27 protein-coding genes are annotated in these 22,201 nt (G+C 75.9%); 16 read left to right on the top strand and 11 right to left on the bottom strand.

The annotated features are described in order from the left end of the window. The first annotated feature begins 69 nt into the window (after positions 1-69). The 4 genes from BLQ97_RS03320 to BLQ97_RS03305 all read left to right on the top strand — a co-directional run bounded on the left by BLQ97_RS03320 (position 70) and on the right by BLQ97_RS03305 (position 2,757). A complete protein-coding gene (locus BLQ97_RS03320) occupies positions 70-1,017 on the top strand; it encodes an asparaginase (RefSeq protein ID WP_245691766.1) in 948 nt (315 codons plus the stop codon). 88 nt (positions 1,018-1,105) lie between these two features. After that, positions 1,106-1,630: a helix-turn-helix domain-containing protein gene (locus BLQ97_RS03315; protein ID WP_091363133.1), complete on the top strand. Its 525-nt coding sequence runs from the start codon at positions 1,106-1,108 to the stop codon at positions 1,628-1,630. Continuing rightward, positions 1,627-2,349, top strand: coding sequence for a hypothetical protein (locus BLQ97_RS03310; protein ID WP_091363131.1), 723 nt, complete (start codon positions 1,627-1,629; stop codon positions 2,347-2,349). The genes BLQ97_RS03315 and BLQ97_RS03310 overlap by 4 nt, the downstream gene beginning before the upstream one ends. 123 nt (positions 2,350-2,472) lie before the next feature. Then, the gene (locus tag BLQ97_RS03305) at positions 2,473-2,757 is read left to right on the top strand and encodes a DUF2516 family protein (RefSeq protein ID WP_091363129.1); all 285 of its coding nucleotides are present in this window, start codon (positions 2,473-2,475) and stop codon (positions 2,755-2,757) included. Between the two features lie 15 nt (positions 2,758-2,772). Here the strand turns inward: BLQ97_RS03305 and BLQ97_RS03300 are convergent, their stop codons facing one another. Genes BLQ97_RS03300 through BLQ97_RS03290 form a run of 3 tightly spaced genes read right to left on the bottom strand, consistent with a single transcriptional unit; the run spans position 2,773 to position 4,714 of the window. Then, positions 2,773-2,976, bottom strand: coding sequence for a PspC domain-containing protein (locus BLQ97_RS03300; protein WP_091363125.1), 204 nt, complete (start codon positions 2,974-2,976; stop codon positions 2,773-2,775). 23 nt (positions 2,977-2,999) lie between these two features. Then, a complete protein-coding gene (locus tag BLQ97_RS03295; RefSeq protein ID WP_091363123.1) occupies positions 3,000-3,860 on the bottom strand; it encodes a spermidine synthase in 861 nt (286 codons plus the stop codon). Further along, positions 3,857-4,714: a class I SAM-dependent methyltransferase gene (locus BLQ97_RS03290; RefSeq protein ID WP_175471565.1), complete on the bottom strand. Its 858-nt coding sequence runs from the start codon at positions 4,712-4,714 to the stop codon at positions 3,857-3,859. Before BLQ97_RS03290 ends, BLQ97_RS03295 begins: the two co-directional genes overlap by 4 nt. A gap of 59 nt (positions 4,715-4,773) precedes the next feature. Here BLQ97_RS03290 and BLQ97_RS03285 point away from each other — a divergent pair, with 59 nt between their 5' ends. After that, positions 4,774-5,775 carry a UDP-N-acetylmuramate dehydrogenase gene (locus tag BLQ97_RS03285; RefSeq protein WP_091363893.1) on the top strand — a complete coding sequence of 334 codons (1,002 nt, stop codon included), beginning with the start codon at positions 4,774-4,776 and terminating at the stop codon, positions 5,773-5,775. Positions 5,776-5,861: 86 nt separating this feature from the next. Here the strand turns inward: BLQ97_RS03285 and BLQ97_RS03280 are convergent, their stop codons facing one another. Further along, on the bottom strand, positions 5,862-6,362 hold the full coding sequence (locus tag BLQ97_RS03280) for a GNAT family N-acetyltransferase (RefSeq protein WP_245691765.1): 501 nt from the start codon (positions 6,360-6,362) through the stop codon (positions 5,862-5,864). Continuing rightward, entirely contained in the window at positions 6,359-7,126 is a 768-nt protein-coding gene (locus tag BLQ97_RS03275; protein ID WP_091363121.1) for an SDR family oxidoreductase, read from the bottom strand. Before BLQ97_RS03275 ends, BLQ97_RS03280 begins: the two co-directional genes overlap by 4 nt. 85 nt (positions 7,127-7,211) lie before the next feature. Here BLQ97_RS03275 and mshA point away from each other — a divergent pair, with 85 nt between their 5' ends. The 6 genes from mshA to BLQ97_RS03245 are packed head-to-tail and all read left to right on the top strand — an operon-like array spanning position 7,212 to position 12,410. After that, positions 7,212-8,549, top strand: a complete 1,338-nt coding sequence (mshA, locus tag BLQ97_RS03270; RefSeq protein WP_245691764.1) for a D-inositol-3-phosphate glycosyltransferase — start codon at positions 7,212-7,214, stop codon at positions 8,547-8,549. Next, entirely contained in the window at positions 8,546-9,121 is a 576-nt protein-coding gene (locus BLQ97_RS03265) for a YbjN domain-containing protein (protein WP_245691763.1), read from the top strand. Before mshA ends, BLQ97_RS03265 begins: the two co-directional genes overlap by 4 nt. Continuing rightward, positions 9,118-10,731 (top strand): MFS transporter, encoded by a 1,614-nt coding sequence (locus BLQ97_RS03260; protein WP_245691761.1) that lies wholly within the window; start codon positions 9,118-9,120, stop codon positions 10,729-10,731. The genes BLQ97_RS03265 and BLQ97_RS03260 overlap by 4 nt, the downstream gene beginning before the upstream one ends. 10 nt (positions 10,732-10,741) lie before the next feature. Further along, on the top strand, positions 10,742-11,044 hold the full coding sequence (locus BLQ97_RS03255; RefSeq protein ID WP_091363116.1) for a hypothetical protein: 303 nt from the start codon (positions 10,742-10,744) through the stop codon (positions 11,042-11,044). Positions 11,045-11,069: 25 nt separating this feature from the next. Beyond that, complete coding sequence (locus tag BLQ97_RS03250; RefSeq protein ID WP_245691760.1) at positions 11,070-11,840, top strand: phosphoglyceromutase; 771 nt, start codon at positions 11,070-11,072, stop codon at positions 11,838-11,840. After that, the gene (locus tag BLQ97_RS03245; protein WP_091363113.1) at positions 11,841-12,410 is read left to right on the top strand and encodes a mycothiol transferase; all 570 of its coding nucleotides are present in this window, start codon (positions 11,841-11,843) and stop codon (positions 12,408-12,410) included. It abuts the gene before it with no gap. A gap of 7 nt (positions 12,411-12,417) precedes the next feature. Here the strand turns inward: BLQ97_RS03245 and phoU are convergent, their stop codons facing one another. After that, on the bottom strand, positions 12,418-13,080 hold the full coding sequence (gene phoU / locus BLQ97_RS03240; RefSeq protein ID WP_091363111.1) for a phosphate signaling complex protein PhoU: 663 nt from the start codon (positions 13,078-13,080) through the stop codon (positions 12,418-12,420). A gap of 220 nt (positions 13,081-13,300) precedes the next feature. On the opposite strand from phoU, the gene BLQ97_RS03235 reads away from it, so the two are divergent. Together BLQ97_RS03235 and BLQ97_RS03230 are read left to right on the top strand one after the other, a co-directional pair. Further along, a complete protein-coding gene (locus tag BLQ97_RS03235) occupies positions 13,301-14,521 on the top strand; it encodes a sensor histidine kinase (protein ID WP_091363109.1) in 1,221 nt (406 codons plus the stop codon). After that, the gene (locus BLQ97_RS03230) at positions 14,518-15,198 is read left to right on the top strand and encodes a response regulator transcription factor (protein ID WP_091363107.1); all 681 of its coding nucleotides are present in this window, start codon (positions 14,518-14,520) and stop codon (positions 15,196-15,198) included. The genes BLQ97_RS03235 and BLQ97_RS03230 overlap by 4 nt, the downstream gene beginning before the upstream one ends. A 182-nt stretch (positions 15,199-15,380) precedes the next feature. Here the strand turns inward: BLQ97_RS03230 and BLQ97_RS03225 are convergent, their stop codons facing one another. Both BLQ97_RS03225 and BLQ97_RS03220 read right to left on the bottom strand, forming a co-directional pair. Next, positions 15,381-15,602 carry a DUF3072 domain-containing protein gene (locus BLQ97_RS03225; protein WP_091363106.1) on the bottom strand — a complete coding sequence of 74 codons (222 nt, stop codon included), beginning with the start codon at positions 15,600-15,602 and terminating at the stop codon, positions 15,381-15,383. 10 nt (positions 15,603-15,612) lie between these two features. Then, the gene (locus BLQ97_RS03220; protein WP_091363104.1) at positions 15,613-15,831 is read right to left on the bottom strand and encodes a hypothetical protein; all 219 of its coding nucleotides are present in this window, start codon (positions 15,829-15,831) and stop codon (positions 15,613-15,615) included. 81 nt (positions 15,832-15,912) lie between these two features. Here BLQ97_RS03220 and BLQ97_RS03215 point away from each other — a divergent pair, with 81 nt between their 5' ends. From BLQ97_RS03215 to BLQ97_RS03205, 3 genes are all read left to right on the top strand, one after another. Further along, a complete protein-coding gene (locus tag BLQ97_RS03215) occupies positions 15,913-16,917 on the top strand; it encodes a helix-turn-helix domain-containing protein (RefSeq protein WP_091363102.1) in 1,005 nt (334 codons plus the stop codon). A 221-nt stretch (positions 16,918-17,138) separates the two neighbouring features. After that, entirely contained in the window at positions 17,139-17,543 is a 405-nt protein-coding gene (locus tag BLQ97_RS03210) for a VOC family protein (RefSeq protein ID WP_091363100.1), read from the top strand. Next, on the top strand, positions 17,540-17,821 hold the full coding sequence (locus BLQ97_RS03205; RefSeq protein WP_091363099.1) for a winged helix-turn-helix transcriptional regulator: 282 nt from the start codon (positions 17,540-17,542) through the stop codon (positions 17,819-17,821). Before BLQ97_RS03210 ends, BLQ97_RS03205 begins: the two co-directional genes overlap by 4 nt. A 409-nt stretch (positions 17,822-18,230) precedes the next feature. Here the strand turns inward: BLQ97_RS03205 and BLQ97_RS03200 are convergent, their stop codons facing one another. The 3 genes from BLQ97_RS03200 to BLQ97_RS03190 form a co-directional block, all read right to left on the bottom strand. Further along, positions 18,231-19,085: a class I SAM-dependent methyltransferase gene (locus BLQ97_RS03200; protein ID WP_245691758.1), complete on the bottom strand. Its 855-nt coding sequence runs from the start codon at positions 19,083-19,085 to the stop codon at positions 18,231-18,233. A 5-nt stretch (positions 19,086-19,090) separates the two neighbouring features. Next, positions 19,091-21,250 carry a bifunctional MFS transporter/dTMP kinase gene (locus tag BLQ97_RS03195; protein ID WP_091363095.1) on the bottom strand — a complete coding sequence of 720 codons (2,160 nt, stop codon included), beginning with the start codon at positions 21,248-21,250 and terminating at the stop codon, positions 19,091-19,093. Between the two features lie 94 nt (positions 21,251-21,344). Continuing rightward, positions 21,345-22,151: a DUF3109 family protein gene (locus BLQ97_RS03190; protein WP_091363093.1), complete on the bottom strand. Its 807-nt coding sequence runs from the start codon at positions 22,149-22,151 to the stop codon at positions 21,345-21,347. Positions 22,152-22,201: the final 50 nt, after the last annotated feature.

The following is a 22,201-nucleotide window of genomic DNA, read 5'->3' as shown; positions in this document are numbered from 1 at the left end:
TCGCAGGGTCCCGCCGCGAGCTCGCGAGTGGCGGGGGGCCAGGAGGTCCTTTCTTGGCCGGACGCGCCGGTGCTGGTGGAGGTGCGGCGCTCGGGCTTCCTGGAGTCGGTGCACCGCGGCGCGGCCGTCGTCGTCGGCCCCGAGGGGGACCTGCGCTGGTCGGCCGGGGACGTCGCCCGCCCGGTGCTGCCGCGCTCGGCCAACAAGCCGGTGCAGGCCACCGCCTACCTCGCCGCCGGCTGGCGGCCCCGCTCGGGCGAGGAGCTGGCCATCGCGGCCGGCTCGCACGCCGGCGAGGACGGCCACCGCGACCGCGCCGCCGGGATCCTCGGTGCCGCCGGCCTCGGCCCGGAGGCGCTCGGCTGCCCGCCGGCGCTGCCGGGGCACGAGCCCACCCGCGCGGCCTGGCTGGTGGCCGGCCGCGCGCCCGAGCGGCTGGCGATGAACTGCTCCGGCAAGCACTCCGCGATGCTCGCCGCCTGCGTCGCCGCCGGGTGGCCCACCGAGGGCTACCTCGACCGCGCGCACCCGCTGCAGCAGGCGATCGAGGCCCGGCTGGGCGAGGCGGCGGGCGAGCCGGTGGCCGCCGTCGTCGTCGACGGGTGCGGCGCCCCGCAGCACGGCCTGTCGCTCACCGGGCTGGCCCGCGGCGTGGGCTCGCTGGTGGCCGCGCCCCAGGGCAGCCCCGGGCGCGCGGTGGCCGACGCGGTGCGGGCGCACCCCTGGTACGTCGCCGGCACCGGCCGCGAGGACACCGACCTGATGACCGCCGTCCCCGGCCTGCTGGTCAAGGGCGGCGCCGACGGCGTGCACGTCGCGGCCCTGCCCGGCCGCGGCGCCGTCGCGTTCAAGCTCGACGACGGCGGCGACCGCGGGCGGACGCCGGTCCTCGCCGCGCTGCTGCAGCACCACCTCGGCGTGCCCGCCGAGACCCTCGCGCCCTGGGCGGTCACGCCGGTGACCGGCGGCGACGGCGTCGTCGGGGAGGTCGCGCCCGCGGCGGTGCTCGCCGGCTGAACGCCGACACGCCGGTGTGAGGGGTCTCACGGGGAGGTGCTAGCTCCTCCGCTTGCAACAGCTAGCACCCCTGGTTACCGTCGAGTACGTGCAGACCCCCGGCGAGTTCGTCAGCGGTCAGGTGAGGTCGGTCCGCGAGAAGGTGGATCAGCTCGCCGGCACCGTCGCGGCCGAGGCCCAGCAGGTCTCGGCGGTGCGCTCGCAGGTGGGTGAGTACATCCGCGAGCAGCGCAACGCCGCCCGGGTGTCCCTGCGCGAGCTCGCCCGCACCGCCGGGGTGAGCAACCCCTACCTGTCGCAGGTCGAGCGCGGGCTGCGCAAGCCGTCGGCGGAGATCCTCGCCGCCATCGCGCGTGGTCTGAAGATCTCCGCCGAGTCGCTCTACGAGCAGGCGGGGATCCTCGACCGGCGCGCCGGCAACCCCGACACCGTCGCGGCGATCCGCTCCGACGAGCACCTCTCCGAGCGGCACAGGGCCGTGCTGCTCGAGCTGTACGAGACCTACGTCCGCGAGCACGCCGCCAGCGGCGGTCCGGCCGCGGGCGACGCCCCTCCCCAGGACCACCCGGCCGGAGGTCCTCCGGCGCCGAACCCCTCCAAGGAGTCCGCATGAGCACCACCGACACCCTCAAGCAGGTCGCCGAGCGCGGCCGCACCCCGCTGCTGGCCGCCGTCGGCGCCGGTGACCTCGCCATCGAGCAGGCCCGCACCGTGCTGACCACGCTGCGCTCGCGCGCCGAGGCCCTCCCCGGCGAGGCCCAGGTCCAGGTCGACCTGGCCACCAAGGAGGCCCGCACCCGCGCCGAGCAGGCCGCCGACCGCGCCCGCGGCGCCGGCCGTCAGCTGGCCACCGCCGTCCGCCCCGACGCCGTCGCCGGCACCGTCGCGGAGCTGGTCGAGCAGGCCCGCACCCAGGCCCTCGCCACCGTCGAGCAGCTCGCCGAGCGCGGTGCCGAGGTCCTCGAGGAGCTGCGCCGCCAGCCGGGCTTCCGCCGGTTCGTGGCCCGCACCGAGCAGGCCGTCGACCGCGTCGAGGACGTCGTCGAGGAGGTCCTCGAGGAGACCGCCGAGACCGTGAACGAGGCCTCCGACGAGGTCACCTCGCTGGTCCAGAAGGCCGCCTCGAAGACCACCAAGGCCACCGCCCGGGCCGAGAAGGCCGTCGACGAGGCCGCCGACAGCGCCAAGGCCGCGCTCGAGGAGACCGCGGAGGAGGCCCCGGCCAAGCCCGCCCGCAAGCCGGCCAAGCGCACCACCTCGGCCGCCAAGGGCACCCGCACCCCGGCCGCCTCGGCCCGCGTGACCCGCACCACGAAGAAGACCGACGCCTGACGTCGGGACACCCCCAGGCCCAGGGCCCCGGAGCTGCGACCGCGCTCCGGGGCCCTGTGCCGTCCGGGGGCCTGCCCCGTCGCAGGGGTGGGGTGCGCGCGCCCGGCGGGTATCCTCCCGGGCATGGCGTTCGACGCGCTCCTGCTCCTCAGCCTGTCCTGGTTGCTCCTGCTGGTGGCTGCCTGGGCGCTCGTCGACGCGGTGGTGCGTCCGGCTGCCGGCTACGTCGCCGCCGGCAAGCTGACCAAGCCGGCCTGGGTGGCCATCACCGCGCTCGCCGGCGTGATCCTCTACTTCCAGGGGCCGATGACCTTCCTGGGCCTGCCCGCGGTCATCGCCGTCGTCGTCTACCTCGTCGACGTGCGGCCCGCGGTGCGCGGCGTCCAGCGGGGCAACAGCTCCTGGTGACCGCGGCCGGCCGGGTCAGTACCGGTCGTCGCGCGGCATGAGCACCCACAGCACCAGGTACGCGACGAACTGCGGCCCGGGCAGGATGCAGGAGATGACGAAGGCCAGGCGCAGGGCGCCGGTCGAGATCCCGTAGCGACGGGCGATGCCGGAGCAGACGCCGGCGATCACCTTGTTCTGCGTGTCGCGGGCCAGCCGGCGGGGTGCGGGGTAGGTCATGTCCCGACCCTAGGGGTCCTTTCTCAGCGGCTGAAGACACCCGGAGGCGGCTCGGGGGAGGGCTGTGCCTCCGGGTCGTGCACCGGCGCCGCGCTGCCGGCGAAGCGGGCCAGGTCGGCGTCGGCGACGACCCGCGCGGGCATCGGGTCGGCGGCGCAGCGCCGGGTGAGCGCGGCCACCGGCAGCGGCGCGTCGGAGGCCACCGCCACCAGGTTGCCGAAGCGCCGGCCGCGCAGCGTGCCCGGCTCGGCCAGCACGCAGACGTGCGCGAACACCGCCTGCAGCGTGGCCACCTGGCCGCGGGCGAAGCGCAGCGGCGGGCCGTCGGCGACGTTGGCGGTGAGCACGCCGCCCGGCCGCAGCACCCGCCGTGCCTCGGCGGCGTACTCGACCGTGGTCAGGTGGGCCGGGGTGCGGGCGCCGGCGAACACGTCGCTGACGACGACGTCGGCGCTGCGGGTGGGCAGCGCGGCCAGCCCGGCGCGGGCGTCCGCGGCCCGCACCCGCACGCGCGCCCCCCGCGGCAGCGGCAGGTGGGCGCGGACCAGGTCGGTGAGCCGCTCGTCGACCTCGACCACCCGCTGGCGCGACCCCGGCCGGGTCACCGCCAGGTAGCGGGCCAGGGTGAGCGCCCCGCCGCCGAGGTGGACGGCGTCGACCGGCTCACCCTCGGGCGCGGCCAGGTCCAGCACGTGCCCCATCCGCCGGACGTACTCGAACTCCAGGTGGGCCGGGTCGTCGAGGTCGACGTGCGACTGGGGTGTGCCGTCGACGACGAGCACCCACGACCCGTCGCGGTCGGCGTCGCCCAGCAGCTCCGCGGTGCCGCCGTCCACCGGCGTCGGACCGGGCGGGACGACGTCCGGCCGCTCGCCGCGCCTCACGCGGGCGCGACCGCGGACCAGCGCACGGTCAGCTCACCGTGCCGCCAGCGCCGCGTCGACCCGACGAGGGGCCAGCCGTCGTCGGCGAGCGCCTGCACCGCCGCCGCCCACCGCTGCCGCGGGCCGAAGGTGGACAGCCCCGCGGCGGCCGCCCAGGCGGCGTCGAGGGCCTGCAGCAGGGCGTGCACCGCCCGGCCCGGGACGTTGTGGTGGATCAGGGCCTTGGGCAGCCGCTCGGCGAGGTCGGAGGGACGGTCGAGGTCGGCCACCCGCGCGGCCAGGGTGAGCGTGAGTGGCCCGTCGGCGTCCAGCGCCACCCAGGTGGCCCGCCGTCCCCACTCGTCGCAGGTGCCCTCGACGAGCACCCCGCCGGGGCCGAGAGCGGCGCACATGGTCTCCCAGGCCCGCGCCGCCGACGCCTCGTCGTACTGGCGCAGCACGTTGAACGCCCGCACCAGCACCGGACTGAGCCCGGCCAGCTCGAAGCCGCCCACCCGGAAGTCGACGCGGGGCGGGTCGCGGTCGTCGGCGACGGCGGCCACCCGGGCGGGGTCGATCTCCAGGCCGACCACCTCCAGGCCGGGGACCTCCGGCGCCAGCCGCTCGGCCAGCTCCAGCGTGGTGACCGCCGAGGAGCCGTAGCCGAGGTCGACGACCAGCGGGCGGGCCGCGTCGCGCAGCCGCGGCACCTGGGTCGCCTGGATCCACCGGTCCACGCGCCGCAGCCGGTTGGCGTTCGTCGTCCCGCGGGTGGGCAGGCCCAGGGCGCGCGCCCGGCCGGCCGCCAGCCGGGGGTGGCCCCGCCGGGGGGCGAGGTCCGCCCGGCGCTTGTGCCCGCTGCCCCCCTCGCTCACCGGTCCGGAGGGTAGTCCGCCGCCACGGGCGGGTGGCGCACCGCGGCTACCGTGGGGCGGTGCTCGTCCGTTCCGACGCCCGCCTGGCCGACCTGACCACCCTCGGCGTCGGGGGCCCCGTCGGGCGCCTGGTCGAGGTGTCCGACGCCGCGGAGCTGGTCGCCGCCGTCCGCGAGGCCGACGAGGCCGGGCGGCCGCTGCTGGTGCTCGGCGGCGGCTCCAACCTGGTCGCGCCCGACGAGGGCTGGGACGGCGACGTGGTGGCCGTGCGCAGCCGCGGCGTCGAGCGGCGCGGCGACACCCTCGAGGTGCAGGCGGGGGAGGACTGGGACGACCTGGTCGCGGTGACCGTCGGGCAGCAGCTGGCCGGCATGGAGGCCCTCTCCGGCATCCCCGGTTCCACCGGCGCCACCCCGGTGCAGAACGTCGGCGCCTACGGCCAGGAGGTCGCCCAGACGATCACCGAGGTGCGCGCCTACGACCGGGCCGAGAAGCGCGAGCTGACGCTGTCGAACGACGCGTGCGCCTTCGGCTACCGCGACAGCCGGTTCAAGCGGGAGCCCGGGCGGTTCGTCGTCCTCACGGTGACCTTCGCGCTCGACGCCGGCCCGCTGTCCCGCCCGGTCGGCTACGCCGAGCTCGCCAAGCGGCTGGGCGTCGAGCTCGGCGGCCGCGCGCCGCTGGCCGACGTCCGCGCCGCGGTCCTGGAGCTGCGCCGCGGCAAGGGCATGGTCGTCGACCCGGCCGACCCCGACACCCGCAGCGCCGGCTCGTTCTTCACCAACCCCGTCGTCCCCGCCGAGCAGGCGGTGCCCGGCTGCCCGAGCTGGCCGGCGGGTGACGGGCGGGTCAAGCTCAGCGCCGCGTGGCTGGTGCAGTCCTCCGGCTTCGGCCGGGGCACGCGCCAGGGCCGGGTCGGGACGTCGTCGCGGCACAGCCTCGCGCTGACCACCGAGCCCGGGGCGACGGCGGCCGAGCTCATGGCCTTCGCCGACCGCGTCGTCACCGCGGTGCGGGAGCAGTTCGGCGTCACGCTGGTGCCCGAGCCCACCCGGCTGTGACCTCCGGCGGGCCCGGCCGCACCGCGTGGTGCCCGACCTCGCCGCACAGCACGAGGACGGGCACCGCGGCGTGAGGCCGGGGCGCGTCAGTCGCCGGTGAGGTCCAGGTACATGACGTGCAGGCCGACGTAGCCGTGCTCGGGGTGGTCGAAGGCGCCGGGCACGGTGCACAGCACCGTGAACCCCAGCGAGCGCCACAGCGACACCGCAGGCGTGTTGGTCTCGACGACGGCGTTGAACTGGATGCCGCGGTACCCGGCCTCACGCGCCCAGGCGACGACGTGCTCGCCGAGCAGGCGTCCCACGCCCCGGCCCTGCACGGCCGGGTCGACGAGGAAGCTCGCGGTGGCGACGTGCGACCCGCGGCCCGGCCGGTTCGGGCCCATCTTGGCGCTGCCCACGACGGCCTCCCCGTCGACGGCGACGACCGTGCGCCCCGGTGCCTCCTCCATCCAGAGGGGACGCGCGTCCTCCGCCGACAGACCCTCCGGGTAGGCGTACGTGCGGCCGGCGTCGACCACCGCACGGAAGAACGGGTGGATGGCCGGCCAGTCGGCCCCGGTCGCCTCGCGGACGTGCACGCTCACCCCTCCCGGTGCACCTTGTGCTGGGCGGCCTGCGCGCGGGGGCGGACGACGAGCAGGTCGACGTTGACGTGGTGCGGGCGGGTGAGCGCCCAGGCGATGCAGTCGGCGACGTCCTCGGCCACCAGCGGCGCGCGCACGCCCCGGTAGACGGCATCGGCCTTCTCCTGGTCACCGGTGCGGTTGAGCGCGAACTCCTCCGTCCGCACCATCCCGGGTGCGATCTCGATCACCCGCACCGGCTGGTCGAACAGCTCCAGGCGCACGGTCTCGGCGAGCGTGTGCACCCCGTGCTTGGCCGCCGTGTAGGACGCGCCGCCCTCGTAGCTGACCAGCCCGGCCGTGGACCCCACGAACAGCACGTCGCCGGCGCCCGAGGCGATGAGCGCGGGCAGCAGCGCCTTGGTCAGCCGGACGGTGCCGAGCACGTTGACCTCGAAGGTGCGCGCCCAGGAGTCGAGGTCGGCGTCGGCCACGGGCTTCGCGTCGAAGGCGCCACCGGCGTTGTTGACCAGCACGTCGACGCGCGGCAGCTGGGCCACGAACGCGTCGACCGAGGAGGCGTCGGTGACGTCGAGCGGCAGCGCCCGGGCGCCGATGGCGGCGGCGAGCTCGGTCAGCCGGTCCATGCGGCGCGCACCGAGGACGACGTCGAAGCCCTCGGCCGCCAGCCGGGTCGCGGTGGCGGCGCCGATGCCGCTGGAGGCGCCGGTGACGACGGCGGTGCGGCCGGTCCCCGGCAGCGGGCGGGAGGTGGGGGCGGACATGTGGTCATCCTGACGCTGTTGCAGGATGGAGAGCCGACAGGGGTGCCTCCGGGCGCCCGGCACGGGCGCGAGGCGGGAGGTCGGGGTGCCTGCTCGCCGCCTGCTCTCCCCGCGCGCGCCCCGCCGGGTGGCCACCGTCTCGGTGCACACCAGCCCGCTCGACCAGCCCGGCGCGGGCGACGCCGGGGGCATGAACGTCTACATCGTCGAGGTCTCCCGCCGGCTGGCCGCCCGCGGCATCGCCGTCGACGTCTTCACCCGGGCCACCTCCAGCGACCTGCCGCCGGTGGTCGAGATGACCCCCGGTGTCACGGTGCGGCACGTCAGCGCCGGACCGTTCGAGGGTCTCGGCAAGGAGGAGCTGCCGGCCCAGCTGTGCGCGTTCACCGCCGGCGTGCTGCGCGAGGAGGCCCAGCACGAGCCGGGGCACTACGACGTCGTCCACTCGCACTACTGGCTCTCCGGCCAGGTCGGCTGGCTGGCGCGCGACCGGTGGAGCGTGCCGCTGATCCACACCGCGCACACCCTCGCCAAGGTGAAGAACGCCGCGCTGGCCGACGGCGACCGGCCCGAGCCGCGCGCCCGCGTGATCGGCGAGGAGCAGGTCGTGGCCGAGGCCGACCGGCTGGTGGCCAACACCGAGGAGGAGGCCCGCCAGCTCGTCGACCACTACGGCGCCGACCCCCGCCGCACCCTCGTCGTCCCGCCGGGCGTCGACCTCGACCGCTTCCGCCCCGGCGACCGGGCGGCCGCCCGCCGCGCGCTCGGCGTCCCCGCCGACGCCGTCGTGCTGACCTTCGTCGGCCGCATCCAGCCGCTCAAGGCGCCCGACCTGCTGCTCGAGGCGGCCGCGCGGATGCTCGAGGACGACCCGGCGCTGCGCGACCGGCTCCAGGTGCACGTCGTCGGGGCGCCCAGCGGCTCGGGCCTGGAGGCGCCGCGCCGGCTGGAGGAGCTCGCCGTCCGGCTCGGCATCGCCGACCGCGTCCGGTTCCTGCCGCCGCAGGCGCCCGACCGGCTGGCCCTGCACTACCGGGCCGCCGACGTCGCCGTCGTGCCGAGCCACAACGAGTCCTTCGGCCTGGTCGCCCTGGAGGCGCAGGCCTGCGGGACGCCGGTGGTCGCCGCCGAGGTCGGCGGGCTGATCACGGCGGTCGACGACGGCGTCTCCGGTGTGCTCGTGGGCAGCCGCGACCCGGCCGCCTACGCCGCGGCGATCCGCGCGGTGCTGGCCCGCCGGGCGCTGCTGGCCGCGGGTGCCCGCCGGCACGCCAGCGCGTTCTCCTGGGAGCGCACGGCCGACGCGCTGGTGGCCGCCTACGCCGCCGCGGCCGCCGAGATGGCCGCCGGGGCGGCCCCCGCCCGCCGGGAGCGGGCGCTGGGTGCGCTGTGGCCGGTGGCCGGGACGCAGGTGGCCTGGTGAGCGGGCCGGCCGAGCGCCCGGCGCGGGACGACGTGGTCGCGGTCCTCGACGCGGTGATCGACCGGACGCTGCGGGACGCCGAGCTGGTGCACGAGCACCCGGCGCCGGGGCGGTGGCTGGTCGACCTGCCGGGCACCCGGAAGCTCAAGACCGTCTGCGGGCTCGTGGTGGGGGAGCACGCGCTGCGGGTGGAGGCCTTCGTCTGCCGCCAGCCCGACGAGAACCGCGAGCAGCTGTGGACCTACCTGCTGCAGCACAACGCGCGCATGTACGGCGTCGCGTGGTCGGTCGACCGGGTCGGTGACGTCTACCTGACCGGCCGGCTGCCGCACGCCGCGGTCACGCCCGAGGAGCTCGACCGGGTGCTCGGCGCGGTGCTCAGCTACGCCGACGACCACTTCAACACCCTGCTGGAGATCGGCTTCGGCAGCTCGATCCGGCGTGAGTGGGAGTGGCGGGTCAAGCGGGGCGAGTCGCTGCGCAACCTCGAGGCCTTCGCCGCCTTCGCGCAGGCCGGCCGCGCCGACCGGCCCGGCGACGGGGGAGGGAGCCCCCCGGACGGCGGGGCGTGACCGCTCCCGAGCGGGACCGCACGGCCGCCGGCGGCGAGGAGCGCCCCGGGTACGCCCGGCGGTGGTGGGTGCTGGCCACCATGACCGTCTGCCTGCTCGTGGTGATCACCGGCAACACGACGCTCAACGTGGCGATCCCGACGCTGCAGCGCGAGCTCGGCGCCACGCAGGGCGAGCTGCAGTGGGCCGTGGACGCCTACATCGTGGTGTTCGCCGGGCTGCTGTTCTCCTGGGGCGTCGTCGGCGACCGCATCGGCCGCCGGACGGTGCTGCTCGTCGGGCTGGGCGTCTTCGCCACGGGATCGGTGCTGGCCGCGTTCTCCGACAGCCCGCTGGAGCTCATCGCCTGGCGCGCGGTCATGGGCGTCGGGGGTGCCGCGGTGCAGCCGACCACCCTCGCCGTGATCACCAACGTCTTCCCGCCGGCCGAGCGCGGCCGCGCGATCGGGATCTGGGCGGCCACCGCGGGGCTGGCGGTCGCCGGCGGCCCGCTGGCCAGCGGTGCGGTGCTCACGCACTTCTGGTGGGGCGCGATCTTCCTCATCGGCGTCCCGGTCGCGCTGCTCGGCGTCCTGGGCACGCTGGCGTTCGTGCCGGAGTCGCGTGACCCCGACCCCGGGCGGCTCGACGTCCCCGGGGTCCTGCTGTCGATCGCGGCGCTGGCCGGGCTGGTCTACGGGATCATCCACGGCGGCTCGGGGGTGGGCTGGACGACGCCGGGCGTGCTGGTGCCGCTGCTCGGCGGCGCGGCGCTCATGGTGCTGTTCGTGTGGCTGCAGCGGCGCTCCGCGCACCCGGCGCTGGACGTCTCGCTGTTCCGGCTGCCGGCGTTCTCCGCGGCGGCCGTGGCGCTGGGCCTGAACTTCTTCGCCCTGATGGGCGCCACCTTCTACCTCGTCTACTACCTGCAGGGCGCCCGCGGCTACGACCCGCTGCAGTCGGGCGCCGCGCTCATCCCGGTGGCCCTCGGCATGGCCGTCATGGCCCCGCGCAGCTCCCGGCTGGCCGAGCGCCACGGCGCCAAGGCGGTCTGCGCCGGCGGGTTCGCGCTCATCACGCTGTCCTTCCTCGGCTTCCAGCTGCTCGACCAGGACGCCCCGCTGTGGCTGCTGCTCACCACCCTGAGCGTGCAGGGGCTGGGCATGGGCGCGGTCATGGCGCCGGCCACCGAGTCGATCATGTCGGTGGTGCCGCGGGAGAAGGCCGGGGCCGGGGCCGCGGTGAACAACTCGGTGCGCCAGGTGGGGGGCGCCCTCGGGGTGGCACTGCTGGGCTCGGTGCTCGCCTCCGCCTACGCCGCCGACATCGGCCGGCAGGTGGACGTGCTGCCCGCCGCGCTGCGCGACGAGGCGCGCAGCTCGATCGCGGCGACGCTGGAGATGGCCCGGGCGACCGCCGCGCAGGCCCGCGCGGCCGGCGACGAGGAGGCGGCCGCGGCGGCGGAGGGGCTGGTCGAGCCGGCGCGCGAGGCGTTCGTCTCGGCGATGCACCTCACCGCCGTGGGCACCGCGGCCGCGTCGTCGGTGGCCGCCGTCGTCGTCCTGGTGTGGCTCCCCGGACGGCGCCGGCCGGAGCCGCACACGGGCGCGGCGGCCCGACCCGGCGCCTAGCCTGGGGCCGGTGACCGACCCGCCCGCCCAGCAGGAGCGCCTGGCCCGCGCCCTGATCGGCGTGGTCGCGGCCTCGGGGCTGGTCTACCCGCTGCTGCTGTGCGCGGTGCAGCTGGTGCTCGCCCAGCTGTTCGTCGTCGACGTCGCCGCGACCGTGCTGTGGCTGGCGGTGGCGGCCGGCTGCTGCGTGGCGCTGGTGGCCGCGGTGCGGTGGGGTGCGGCCCGGCGGGTGCTCAGCCCGTGGCTGCTGGCCGGGCTGGCGCCGCCGGTGCTCTACGAGACCTGGGTGCTCTGGCCGCTCCTGACGGGCTGAGCGCGGTTCGGGCAGGATGAGCGGCGTGACGACGTCAGCGGTGAACGCGCCCGGCACCCTGGTCCTGCTCCGCCACGGCGAGAGCGAGTGGAACAAGGCCAACCTGTTCACCGGGTGGGTCGACGTCGAGCTCTCGGAGAAGGGCCGCGCCGAGGCCACCCGCGGCGGGCAGCTGCTGGCCGAGCACGGCCTGCTGCCCGACGTCCTGCACACCTCGCTGCTGCGGCGGGCCATCACCACCGCGGAGCTGGCGCTCGCCGCCGCCGACCGGCAGTGGATCCCGGTGCGCCGGTCGTGGCGGCTCAACGAGCGGCACTACGGCGCGCTGCAGGGCAAGGACAAGGCCGCCACGCTCGCCGAGTACGGCGAGGAGCAGTTCATGGTGTGGCGCCGCTCCTACAGCACCCCGCCGCCGCCGATCGAGCCCGGCAGCGAGTACTCCCAGGACGCCGACCCGCGCTACGCGTTCCTCCCGCCGGAGGTGCGCCCGGCCACCGAGTGCCTGGCCGACGTCGTCGTCCGGATGCTGCCGTACTGGTACGACGCGATCGTCCCCGACCTGCGCAGCGGCGGCACCGTCCTGGTGGCCGCGCACGGCAACAGCCTGCGGGCGCTGGTCAAGCACCTCGACGGCATGGGCGAGGACGAGGTCGTGGGCCTCAACATCCCCACCGGCGTGCCGCTGCGCTACGACCTCGACGCCGACCTGAAGCCGGTGAAGCCCGGGGGTGAGTACCTCGACCCCGAGGCGGCCGCGGCGGCGATCGAGGCCGTGAAGAACCAGGGCAAGAAGTAGGTGACCGACGCGCTCCCGCCCTGGGAGCCGCCGTTCGCGGGCACCGAGGCCGAGCACCTGCTCGGGGCGCTGGACCGGCTGCGCACGACGTTCCGCTGGAAGGCCGACGGCCTCGACGCAGCCGGGTTGCGGGCGCGGGTCGGGGCGTCGTCGCTGACCCTCGGGGGGCTGCTCGAGCACCTCGCGCTCGTGGAGGACGTCACCAGCACCTGGAAGCTCCGCGGTGCGTTCCCGGGCGAGCAGTGGCTGGCCGTCCTCTCCGACGGCGACTACGAGTGGCCGTTCGCGTCGGCGGCAGACGACGAGCCCGCCGACCTCTACGCGACCTGGGACGACGCCGTGGCGCGGTCCCGCGGGCGGATCGCCGAGGCGCTCGCCGAGGGCGGCCTGGACCAGCCCGTGCACGTCACCGCGCCCGACGGCCGCCGGGCCAGCCTGCGCCGGCTGCTGTGCGACCTGGTCGAGGAGTACGGGCGGCACACCGGCCACGCCGACCTGCTGCGCGAGGCGGTCGACGGCCGGGTCGGCGAGGACGTGCCCGCGGACTGGCGCCCGGTCGGCGCCGGCTGACCCGCGGTCAGGGCGTCGCCGCCTCCTGCATCTGGCGTTCGCCGGTGACCAGGTAGACGACGCGGCGGGCGACGCTGACCGCGTGGTCGGCGAAGCGCTCGTAGTAGCGCCCGAGCAGCGTGATGTCGATCGCCGACTCCATGCCGTGCGGCCAGCCGGGGCTGAGCAGCTCGGTGAACAGCTGGCGGTGCAGCGCGTCCATGAGGTCGTCGTCGCTCTCGAGCTCGGTGGCGGCCTGCACGTCGAGCTGGGCGATGACCGCGCCGGTCTTGGCCACCAGGCTCTGCGCGACGTGGCCGGCCTCGAGGAAGATCGGCCGCACCTCGGCGGGGACGGCGGAGTCCGGGAAGCGCATCCGGGCCAGCTTGGCGACGTGGACGGCGAGGTCGCCCATCCGCTCGAGGTCGGCGACGATCCGCATGGCGGTGGTGATGGTGCGCAGGTCGGTGGCCACCGGCTGCTGGCGCGCCAGCAGGGTGAAGCAGCGCTCCTCGATGCTCTCCCGCACCGCGTCGACGTGCTCGTCGCCCGCGATGACCAGGTCGGCGAGCGCGACGTCGGCGTCGAGCAGGGCCGTCGTCGCCCTGGTCATCGCCGAGCCCACCGAGGTGGCCATGTCCACCAGGCAGGTGTTGATGTCCTCGAGTTCTTCGCGGTAGTGCTCGCGCACGGGTCCTCCTCGTGGCCGGCCGCCCCCCGACGGCTGCGCCCTGCGGCCACCGACTGCTCCGGTGCCCTCGTCTGGTACCCGAGGGTAGGAGGTCCCGGCGGGGTGCCGGCTCCGCCGCGGTGAACGCCCGTGCACGGCGGCGTGAACAGTCCCCGACGCCCGGTCCGCCGCCACCCGCACGGGGGATGACCGGGGCGGTGCGCGGCCTAGCATCGGCCGCGTGAGCCCGCTGGTCGCCCTCGTGACCGGCCTCGTCGTCGGTGCCGTCGTCGCGGCCGCCGTCGTCCTGCTCGTCCGCCGTCCGGTCGCCGTCCCCCCACCGCGCAGCGGTGAGCCCGACGGCGCGGTGCGGGAGGCGCAGCTCGCCCGCCGCCTGCTCGACCTCATGGACCCGGCGGTGCTCGTCCTCGACGTCGACGACGCGGTGGTGCTGGCCAACCCGGCCGCCCGCGGGCTGGGCATCGTCCGGGACCGGCGGCTGCTCGTGCCCGAGCTGCTGCGGCTGGTCCGCGACGTGCGCGGCGGCGGCAGCCGGCGGGCCGACGTGCGGCTGCCCGGCGACCTGGTCGGCACCGGCCCGCGGATGGTCGGCGTCCACGGGGTGCGGCTGGAGAGCGGACCCGCGCCGGCGCCCGGGCCGGTGGCGCTGGTGCTGCAGGACGTCACCGAGGCCCGCCGGGTGGAGGCCGTCCGCCGGGACTTCGTCGCCAACGTCGGCCACGAGCTCAAGACCCCGGTCGGCGCCCTGGGCCTGCTCGCCGAGGCGATGCAGGGCGCCGCCGACGACCCCGAGACCGTGCAGCGCTTCGCCGCCCGGATGGCGCACGAGGCCGACCGGCTCGCGCGGCTGGTGCGCGAGCTCATCGACCTGTCCCGGCTGCAGGGCGCCGAGCCGCTGCCGGAGCTGGCGCCGGTCGACGTCGACACGGTGCTGGCCGAGGCCGTGGACCGCACCGGCCTGGCCGCGGCCGCGAAGGGCATCACCATCGCCGTCGGCGGTCGGCCGGGGCTCGTCGTGCGCGGCGTGGAGGCCCAGCTGGCGACGGCGGTGACCAACCTGCTGGCCAACGCGGTCGCGTACAGCCCGGAGAACACCCGCATCGCCGTCGGCGCGCGGGCCCGTTCCGGCTTCGCCGAGATCGCCGTCACCGACAGCGGCATCGGCATCCCGCGGCAGGACCGCGCGCGGGTGTTCGAGCGCTTCTACCGCGTCGACCAGTCCCGGGCCACGAGCACCGGTGGCACCGGCCTGGGCCTGGCCATCGTCAAGCACGTGGCCAGCAACCACGGCGGCTCGGTCAGCGTGTGGAGCGAGGAGGGCCTCGGGTCCACCTTCACCCTGCGCATCCCGCTGGCGGTCGAGGACCCCTCCGACCGCCCCGACCCCTCCGGCCCGGCGACCGACGCCGTCGCCGGGCAGCTCCAGAAAGGACGGTCATGACCCGAGTGCTGGTGGTGGAGGACGAGGAGTCCTTCTCCGACGCGCTGTCCTACATGCTCGGCCGGGAGGGCTTCGAGGCGGTCGTGGCCCCCACCGGGCCCGAGGCGCTCGCCGAGTTCGACCGGGCGGGCGCCGACATCGTCCTGCTCGACCTCATGCTGCCGGGGCTCCCCGGCACCGAGGTCTGCCGGCAGCTGCGCTCCCGCAGCAACGTGCCGATCATCATGCTCACGGCCAAGGACTCCGAGGTCGACAAGGTCGTCGGCCTCGAGCTGGGCGCCGACGACTACGTGACCAAGCCCTACTCGGCCCGCGAGCTGGTGGCCCGCATCCGCGCCGTGCTGCGCCGCCAGGGCGACGTCGAGGCTCCGGCGGACGGCGCGCTGGAGGCCGGCCCGGTCCGGATGGACGTCGAGCGGCACGTGGTCGCCGTCGACGGCGAGCAGGTGGCGCTGCCGCTCAAGGAGTTCGACCTGCTGGAGCTGCTGCTGCGCAACGCCGGGCGGGTGCTCACCCGCGGGCAGCTCATCGACCGGGTCTGGGGCTCGGACTACGTCGGCGACACCAAGACGCTCGACGTCCACGTCAAGCGGCTGCGCGCCAAGATCGAGCCGGACCCGGCCAACCCCAAGCACCTGGTGACCGTGCGGGGCCTGGGCTACAAGTTCGAGACGTGACACGGTCGGGCTGCGTCACCGTCGGCCTACCGGCCGACACGGCGACCAGGTAGCTCCTCACCTGGCGCTGAGCCCTGCCACGGCGTCCGGGTCGGGAGCCTCCGGCTCCGCGACCGGTCCGCCGTCCCTCGCAGGGCGGCTCCAGTTCGAGCCGCCCTGACGACGGCGTCGTCCCGGCGAGGTCACTGGCCCCGGCCGGTCTCCTCCTGGAGCTCGTCGATCTTCTTCGACGCGTCGGCCTTGGTGATGTCGTCGGGCACGTCCTCGCCGGCCTGGCGGGCCAGGGTGTGCAGGTAGCTCTTCTGCGCGCCGGTGGCGGGCTCGTCGCCGGTCACCCAGTCCGACGGGTCCTTCTCCGCGGTGGGGTCGCCGGCCTGACCGGTGTTGACGTTCTCTTCGCTCATGTGTTCGAGACTAGGCGTGCACGAGCTGGTCCGCAGGTCGAGCGGCGGCCGCCTCGTGCGCGGCCCTGGTCGCCTCCCAGCGCCGGCCGGTCCGGTAGACGTGCACGCTCCCGCAGGCGGGGCACTCGATCGCCAGGGCGATGTGGGTCGGGTGGTTGGTGACCGATCGGATGCGCCGGTCGGCGACCAGCTCGTCGGTCCGGGTCACGGGGCAGGTGATCAACGTCATGCGAGCAGCGTGCTCCGGTGCCCGCACCGGGACGAGTGGCAGACACGACACGGATCGCGTCTTTCCTGCCATCATGTCCGCGTGACCGGAACCGACCGTCCGCTCGTCGTCAGCCTGCTCGCCGGCGACGGCGTCCTGGGTGCCTTCGGCCTCGGCGTCGCCGCCGAGGTCTTCGGCTACGACTACCGCCGCCTGGGCATGCCGGAGTTCGACTTCGCCGTGGTCACCGACCGCCCGGGCATCGTGCGCACCGACACCGGCCTGGCGCTGTACGTCGAGCACGGCCTGGAGCGGCTGGCCACCTCCGACGTCGTCCTGGTGACCGCCTGGGAGAAGCTCTCCGCACCCGTCCCGCCGACGGTCCTCGAGGCGCTGCGGGCCGTGCACGCCCGCGGCGGGCAGCTGGTCAGCCACTGCACCGGCGCCTTCGTCGTCGCCGAGGCCGGCCTGCTCGACGGCCGGCGGGCCACCACGCACTGGCGCTACGCCGGCGAGCTGGCCGCCCGCTACCCACGCGTCGACGTCGACCCGCGGGTCCTCTACGTCGACGAGGGCACGATCATCACCGGCGCCGGCACGGCGAGCGGCGTCGACGCCCTGCTGCACTTCGTGCGCCGCGAGTGGGGGTCGGCGGCGGCCAACGGGCTGGCCCGCGAGATGGTCGTCCCGCCGCACCGCGACGGCGGGCAGGCGCAGTACATCGACACCCCGGTCGCCCGCTGCGAGGACGACCTGCTGGGCATCGTGCTCGACTGGGCGCGGGCGCACCTGGCGGAGGAGATCAGCGTGGAGGCGCTGGCCCGCCGCGCGCTGATGAGCCCGCGCAGCTTCGCCCGCCGCTTCAAGGCCACCACCGGGACGACGCCGCACGCCTGGCTGCTCGCCCAGCGCCTGGCCGCCGCCGAGACGCTGCTCGAGGAGAGCGACGCCCCGGTCGAGGAGATCGCGCGGCTGGTCGGCTTCGGCACCGCCGCCGGCTTCCGCGACCAGTTCGCCCGCCGCCGTGGCGTCTCCCCGCGCGCCTACCGGCAGACCTTCCGGACCGCCGCCGCGGTGTCCGTCGTCGCCGAGGGCTCGGCCGCCTAGCTCCCGTCCAGGAGATCCTGCGCGAGCCCGCGCTGTCCCTGGAGGCGGCCTGTGGGACGTCGATCCGGGGGCGTGAGGCGCTCACCGGGCGCCGCCTCCGGTGGACCGTTCCCGTTCGGGTCCGACTCCCCGGACCGCTCGACGTGCTCCTGTGACGCGTCCCGACGTGAGCGTGCGGCGGGGACTTGACGTCGCACTTGCATTTTGCAAGTGTCGACCGCATGAGCCTCTTCATCACCTGCCCGGTCGAGGACGTCGAGCGGGCAACCGCCTTCTACACCGCCCTCGGCTGGACCCTCAACGCCGAGATGTCCGATCACAACGTGTCCTGCTTCGCGATCGCGCCCGAGCAGTACGTCATGCTCGGCAGCCGCGAGATGTACGCGAGCGTCGGTGGCGCCGAGGAGCTCGTCGGTGGGCTCCACACGCCCTCGAAGGTCACCGTCTCCTTCGACCTGGGCAGCCGCCAGGCGGTCGACGAGCTCACCGAGCGCGCCGGCGCCGCCGGCGGGCGGATCGGTGACACCGACGACTACCCCTTCATGTACCAGCGCCAGTTCGACGACCTCGACGGCTACCACTACTCGCCGTTCTGGACGAAGCCGGCCGCCGATCCGACCGCGTGAGCGACCTCGCCGCGGCCCTCGACACCGTCGGAGCCCGGTGGGCCCTCCTGGTCGTGGAGCGACTGCTCGACGGGCCGCAGCGCTATGGCGACCTGCAGCGCGACCTCGGCGTGCCGACCAACGTGCTCGCGACCCGCCTGCGCGAGCTCGAAGCGGCCGGCGTGCTGACCCGTCTGCCGCTGCGGCACAACACCCGGGCCTACGCGCTGACCGATCGCGGGCTCGCCCTGCGCGAGGCGATCGTCGCGCTCGCACGCTGGGGCGCCGAGCAGACCTAGGTGTGGCGTCATCGCGATGCTGCAGGGGCTCAGCCGCGGCGGGGCCCGTCTCATGGTGGGCCGCTCAGGGACACCGGCCGGGCTCACCGTGGAGGGCGGCTCCAGGGGCGGGCGCGCGAGACGCCCTGGTACGTCGGCGCCGCTGGCTCTCCCTCATCTCGATCGCTGACCGGTGGCCGTGCGCGTCGTACGTCTCGGAGGCTGCGACGCTCGCAGTACGCGTACCAGCCCCAGGCCGTGGCCAGGGTGGGTGGGATGACCGCGAGCCGGCTGTACTCCCATGCCCACGACCAGCCCAGGAGCCCGGCGAGACCGAGGATCAGGCCATCGACCAGGAGGACCAGGCCGCAGAGCGAGAACTGCTCTGCCCGGGAGAAGCGGTAGAGGGGGGTCGCGGGAGCCGCGGCCCTCAGCTCAGGGGCACGGGGCGGGCGACGCCGACCAGGCTGTCCAGCCGGCCGGCGTTGGCCGCCGCCAGCGGGCTGCGCACGACCTGGGTGAGCGCCAGCCCGGCGCGGGCGAGCAGCACCGCGTGGGTGCGCGGGGTGAAGTGCCAGATGTGCTCGGCGGGCTTGAGCGTCCACCAGCGGGTGCCCAGCAGCCGCGCCGGCAGCGACGACACGTAGGGCGTGGAGAAGAGGACGACGCCGTCGTCGGCCACCAGCGAGCGGGCCGTGCGCCAGAACTCGAGCGGGTCGGGCACGTGCTCGACGGTGTCCCACGCGCAGACGACGTCGAAGCCCGGCTCCAGCGGCGCGTCGGCGAGCTGGCCGCAGAAGACGTCGAGGCCGAGCACGTCGGTGGCGTGCTCCGCGCCGGTGCGGGACAGCTCGACCCCGCTGGTGTGCCACCCGTGCCGCCGGGCGGCGTCGAGGAACAGGCCGTACCCGGCGCCGACCTCCAGCAGCCGTCCGCCGGGGCCGCGGCCGCGCACCCGGTCGAGCAGCGCGAGCCGGCCCGCCGTCCAGGTGCGCTGCAGCAGCATCGCGGGGTCGAACCGGCGGCCCTCCTGCGCGGCCCCGCCCTCGACGGCGCCGCCGTACACGCCGCCCTCGAAGTAGCCGACGTCGTCGTAGAGCCGCTGCAGCGCCTCGGGCCGCAGCCGGGGGCTGACGAAGACCAGGCCGCACCGCGGGCAGCGGACCACGGCGAAGGGGTCGAGGTCGTGCACCGGCCGGCCGGGCACGCCGCAGAGGCAGCAGTCGACCTCCTCGGTGTCCTCGGCCGTCCACGTCGGCGGGGGAGGAGTCACCGCGGCAGTCACGGCGGTCAGCGTACGGAGCCGCCCCCGGCGCCCGTGCGCGCTGCGCCCACCGGCGGGTCGGCCGCCCCGGCGGCGCCGTCGGACCGCGTCTCGCCCGACTCCGGGTAGCGCTGGGTGAGCAGCGCGGTGATCCGCCGCCGGACGACGTCGGATACCAGGCCGCCGGGATCGGTGCCCAGCAGCTCCCCGGGGACGACGACGTAGCGGTCGGGTGCGGCCTCGGCCTGCGCGAGGAACGCGGCCCGGACGGCGTCGGCGTCGGCACCGTCGGGCCCCACGGTCACCGGTGAGTCGACGACGACGGTGAGGTCGGGCAGCAGGCCGCGGGTGGCCCACAGCGAGGTGCGGAAGATGCGGTCGGCGTCGAGACCCTGCCCGGCGCCGTGGAAGGCGATCGAGGTGTCCACGTAGTGGTTGCACACCACGACCTCGCGCCGCTGCAGGGCCGGCCGGATCACCGTGGCCACGTGCTCGGCGCGGTCGGCAGCCGCCAGCAGCGCCGCGGTGTAGGCGGCGACCGGGTGGCCCTCGCCGTCGGTCACCGACCGGCCGGCCGCGGGCGCCGGGGGGTAGAGCAGCTGGCGCACCTGCCGGCCCAGCGCGGTGTCGCTGGGCTCGTGGGTGGCCACGACCGGGCAGCCGCCGTCGCGCAGCACCCGCGCGAGGTCGGCGGTGTAGCGGCGGGTGAGGTCGCGGTCGGCGCCCTCGACGACGACGAACAGGCCGGTGTCGCTGGAGGAGGCCGAGAGGATGTCCGAGCTGCCCCACAGCAGCCGCAGCAGGTCGCGCAGCCGGGTGCGCGAGCGGCCGCGCGGCGCCACCTGCCGGACGGCATAGGCGCTGACCAGCAGGGCGAGGACGCCGCCCACCAGCAGCGTCAGACCGGGACCGGTGAGGCTGAGCACCAGCGCGCCGACGCGCAGCTCGTGCGTGCCGAGCAGGCCGGCCAGCCCCGGGCCGACGGCGACGGCGAGCAGCAGCACGATGCGCACCGAGGAGATGACGAAGGCGAACACCCGCCCGCGCAGCCGGTCCTCGACCTCGAAGCCGATCAGCGTGTAGCCGATGATCCAGGAGACCCCGGCGAACAGGCCGACGAGGAACGCCGCGGCCGCGGCCAGCACGAACTCCTGCAGCAGCGACATGGCCAGCAGCGCCACCCCGGCCAGCCCGATCGAGCGGGCGAACAGCGTGCGCCGCGGGACCGTGGGCAGGATGCGCGGGCCGGTGAGCATGCCCAGCGCCAGCCCGGTGAAGACGATGCCGAAGACCACGCCGTAGCCGGCCGCGCCGGCGTCGAGGGTGGCGATGTAGAGCTGGGCGACGCCGATGATCAGGCCGCCGGCCCCGAACGCGCCGATGACCCCGACGTAGAGCGCGCGCATCAGCGGCTGGCCGCGGAGGAAGGAGACGCCCTCGACCACCAGCGAGAAGACGTTGGCCGGCGTCTCGCGGTCGGTGGCCGTGGGCGGGATCAGCCGGCGGGAGAGCAGCACGGTGGTGGCCGAGACGCCGAAACTGGTCGCGTTGAACACCAGCGCGACGACGATCGCCGTCCGCACGTCGCCGCCGTCCCCGGCGCCCGGGAAGACCCGGCTGACGGTGGACAGCAGCGCGAACAGCAGCGAGGCCACCGGCACGGCGCCGTAGACGCTGAACAGCGACACCTGGTTGGCCACCGCCAGCCGCTCCCGCGGCACGATCGCCACCCAGATCGCCTGCTTGGCCGGGTTGGTGAACAACCCGACCGCCTCGACGAGGAACTGGGCGACGTAGAGCCAGGTCAGCTCGTAGCTGACCGCGATCGACAGGTACAGCCCCGCGGCCAGCAGCTCGCCGACGACGACGGTGGTGCGCCGGTCGAGCCGGTCGGCCAGCGCGCCGGCGAGCGGGCCGAGCAGCAGGTCGGGCAGCAGGCGGGTGAGGATGACCCCGGAGATCGCCGCGCCCTGCACCGCCGTCGACTCGTCGGCGGTGAGCTGCGCGGCCATCGCCGTGGTGGCCAGCAGGCCGAGCCAGTCGCCCAGGCTGGAGACGGCGACGGCCGCCCACAGCCGCCGGAACACCGGGATGCGCACCAGCGCCCGCAGTGCGCTGTCCGGCGCGCGGCCGCCGGCCGACGGCTCCGCCGGGTGCGCGCCCGCGCTCGCCTGTCGGTCGCTCACTGTCCTCGCCGTCCGGTCGTCGCGGTCGTCGGGAGCAGGCTAGTGGCCGGACCGCTCCGGCAGGCCCCTCTCGTCCCCGCCGGGGGCGTCGCGCTCAGCCGGCCGGCCGGCGCCGGGACAGGGTGAGCGGCACCGGGGCCGGGCTGGCGGGGTGCGGGGCCACGAGCCCCAGGTCGAGCCGGGCCTCGGTCAGCCGGCGCAGCTCGGCGTAGGCGGCCGGGCCGAGCAGCGCGGTGAGCTCCGGGCCGTAGGTGAGGACCAGCGGTTCGGGGGAGACGTGCGCGGCGGGGGAGCCGGTGCACCACCAGTGCAGGTCGGCGCCGCCGGGACCCCAGCCGCGGCGGTCGAACTCGCCGATCGTGCTCACCAGGACGGTGCTGCCGTCGGGCCGCTCGACCTCCTCCTGCTCCCGGCGCACCGGCAGCTGCCAGCAGACGTCGGGCTTGGTGGTCAGCGGGTGCAGGTCCTCGCGCAGCGCCATCCGGTGCAGCGCGCACCCGCTGCCGCCGGGGAAGCCGGGCCGGTTGAGGAACACGCAGGCGCCGTCGACGAGGCGGGTGCGGAGGGAGCGGACACCGCCCTCGTCGTCGGCCGAGTCCTCCTCGGTCCAGGCGCCGCGGGCCACCGGGGCGAGCTGCCAGTCCTCGTCGGCGAGGTCGGCGACGGCGGCGGTGACCCGCAGCAGGTCGTCCTCGTCGCTGAAGAAGGCGCCGTGGCTGCAGCAGCCGTCGTCGGGCCGGCCGGGGACGACGCCCGCGCAGCCGCGGCCGTACACGCACGTCCAGGCCGAGGCCAGCCAGGTGAGGTCCGCGCGGACGACGTGCCGCGGGTCGGCCGGGTCGGGGAACTCGACCCACTCGCGGGCGAAGTCGGGAGCGACCTCCGGGGGGACGTCCTGCACCGGCCCAGCCTAGGGAGGCACCCGTCCGGGGACCGGACGGCCCGCTCCCC

Source organism: Geodermatophilus telluris (assembly GCF_900102745.1).
Classification (GTDB): Bacteria; Actinomycetota; Actinomycetes; order Mycobacteriales; family Geodermatophilaceae; genus Geodermatophilus; species Geodermatophilus telluris.
The sequence above is the reverse complement of the archived record's forward strand: the minus strand, read 5'-3'. Positions and strand labels throughout refer to the sequence as shown.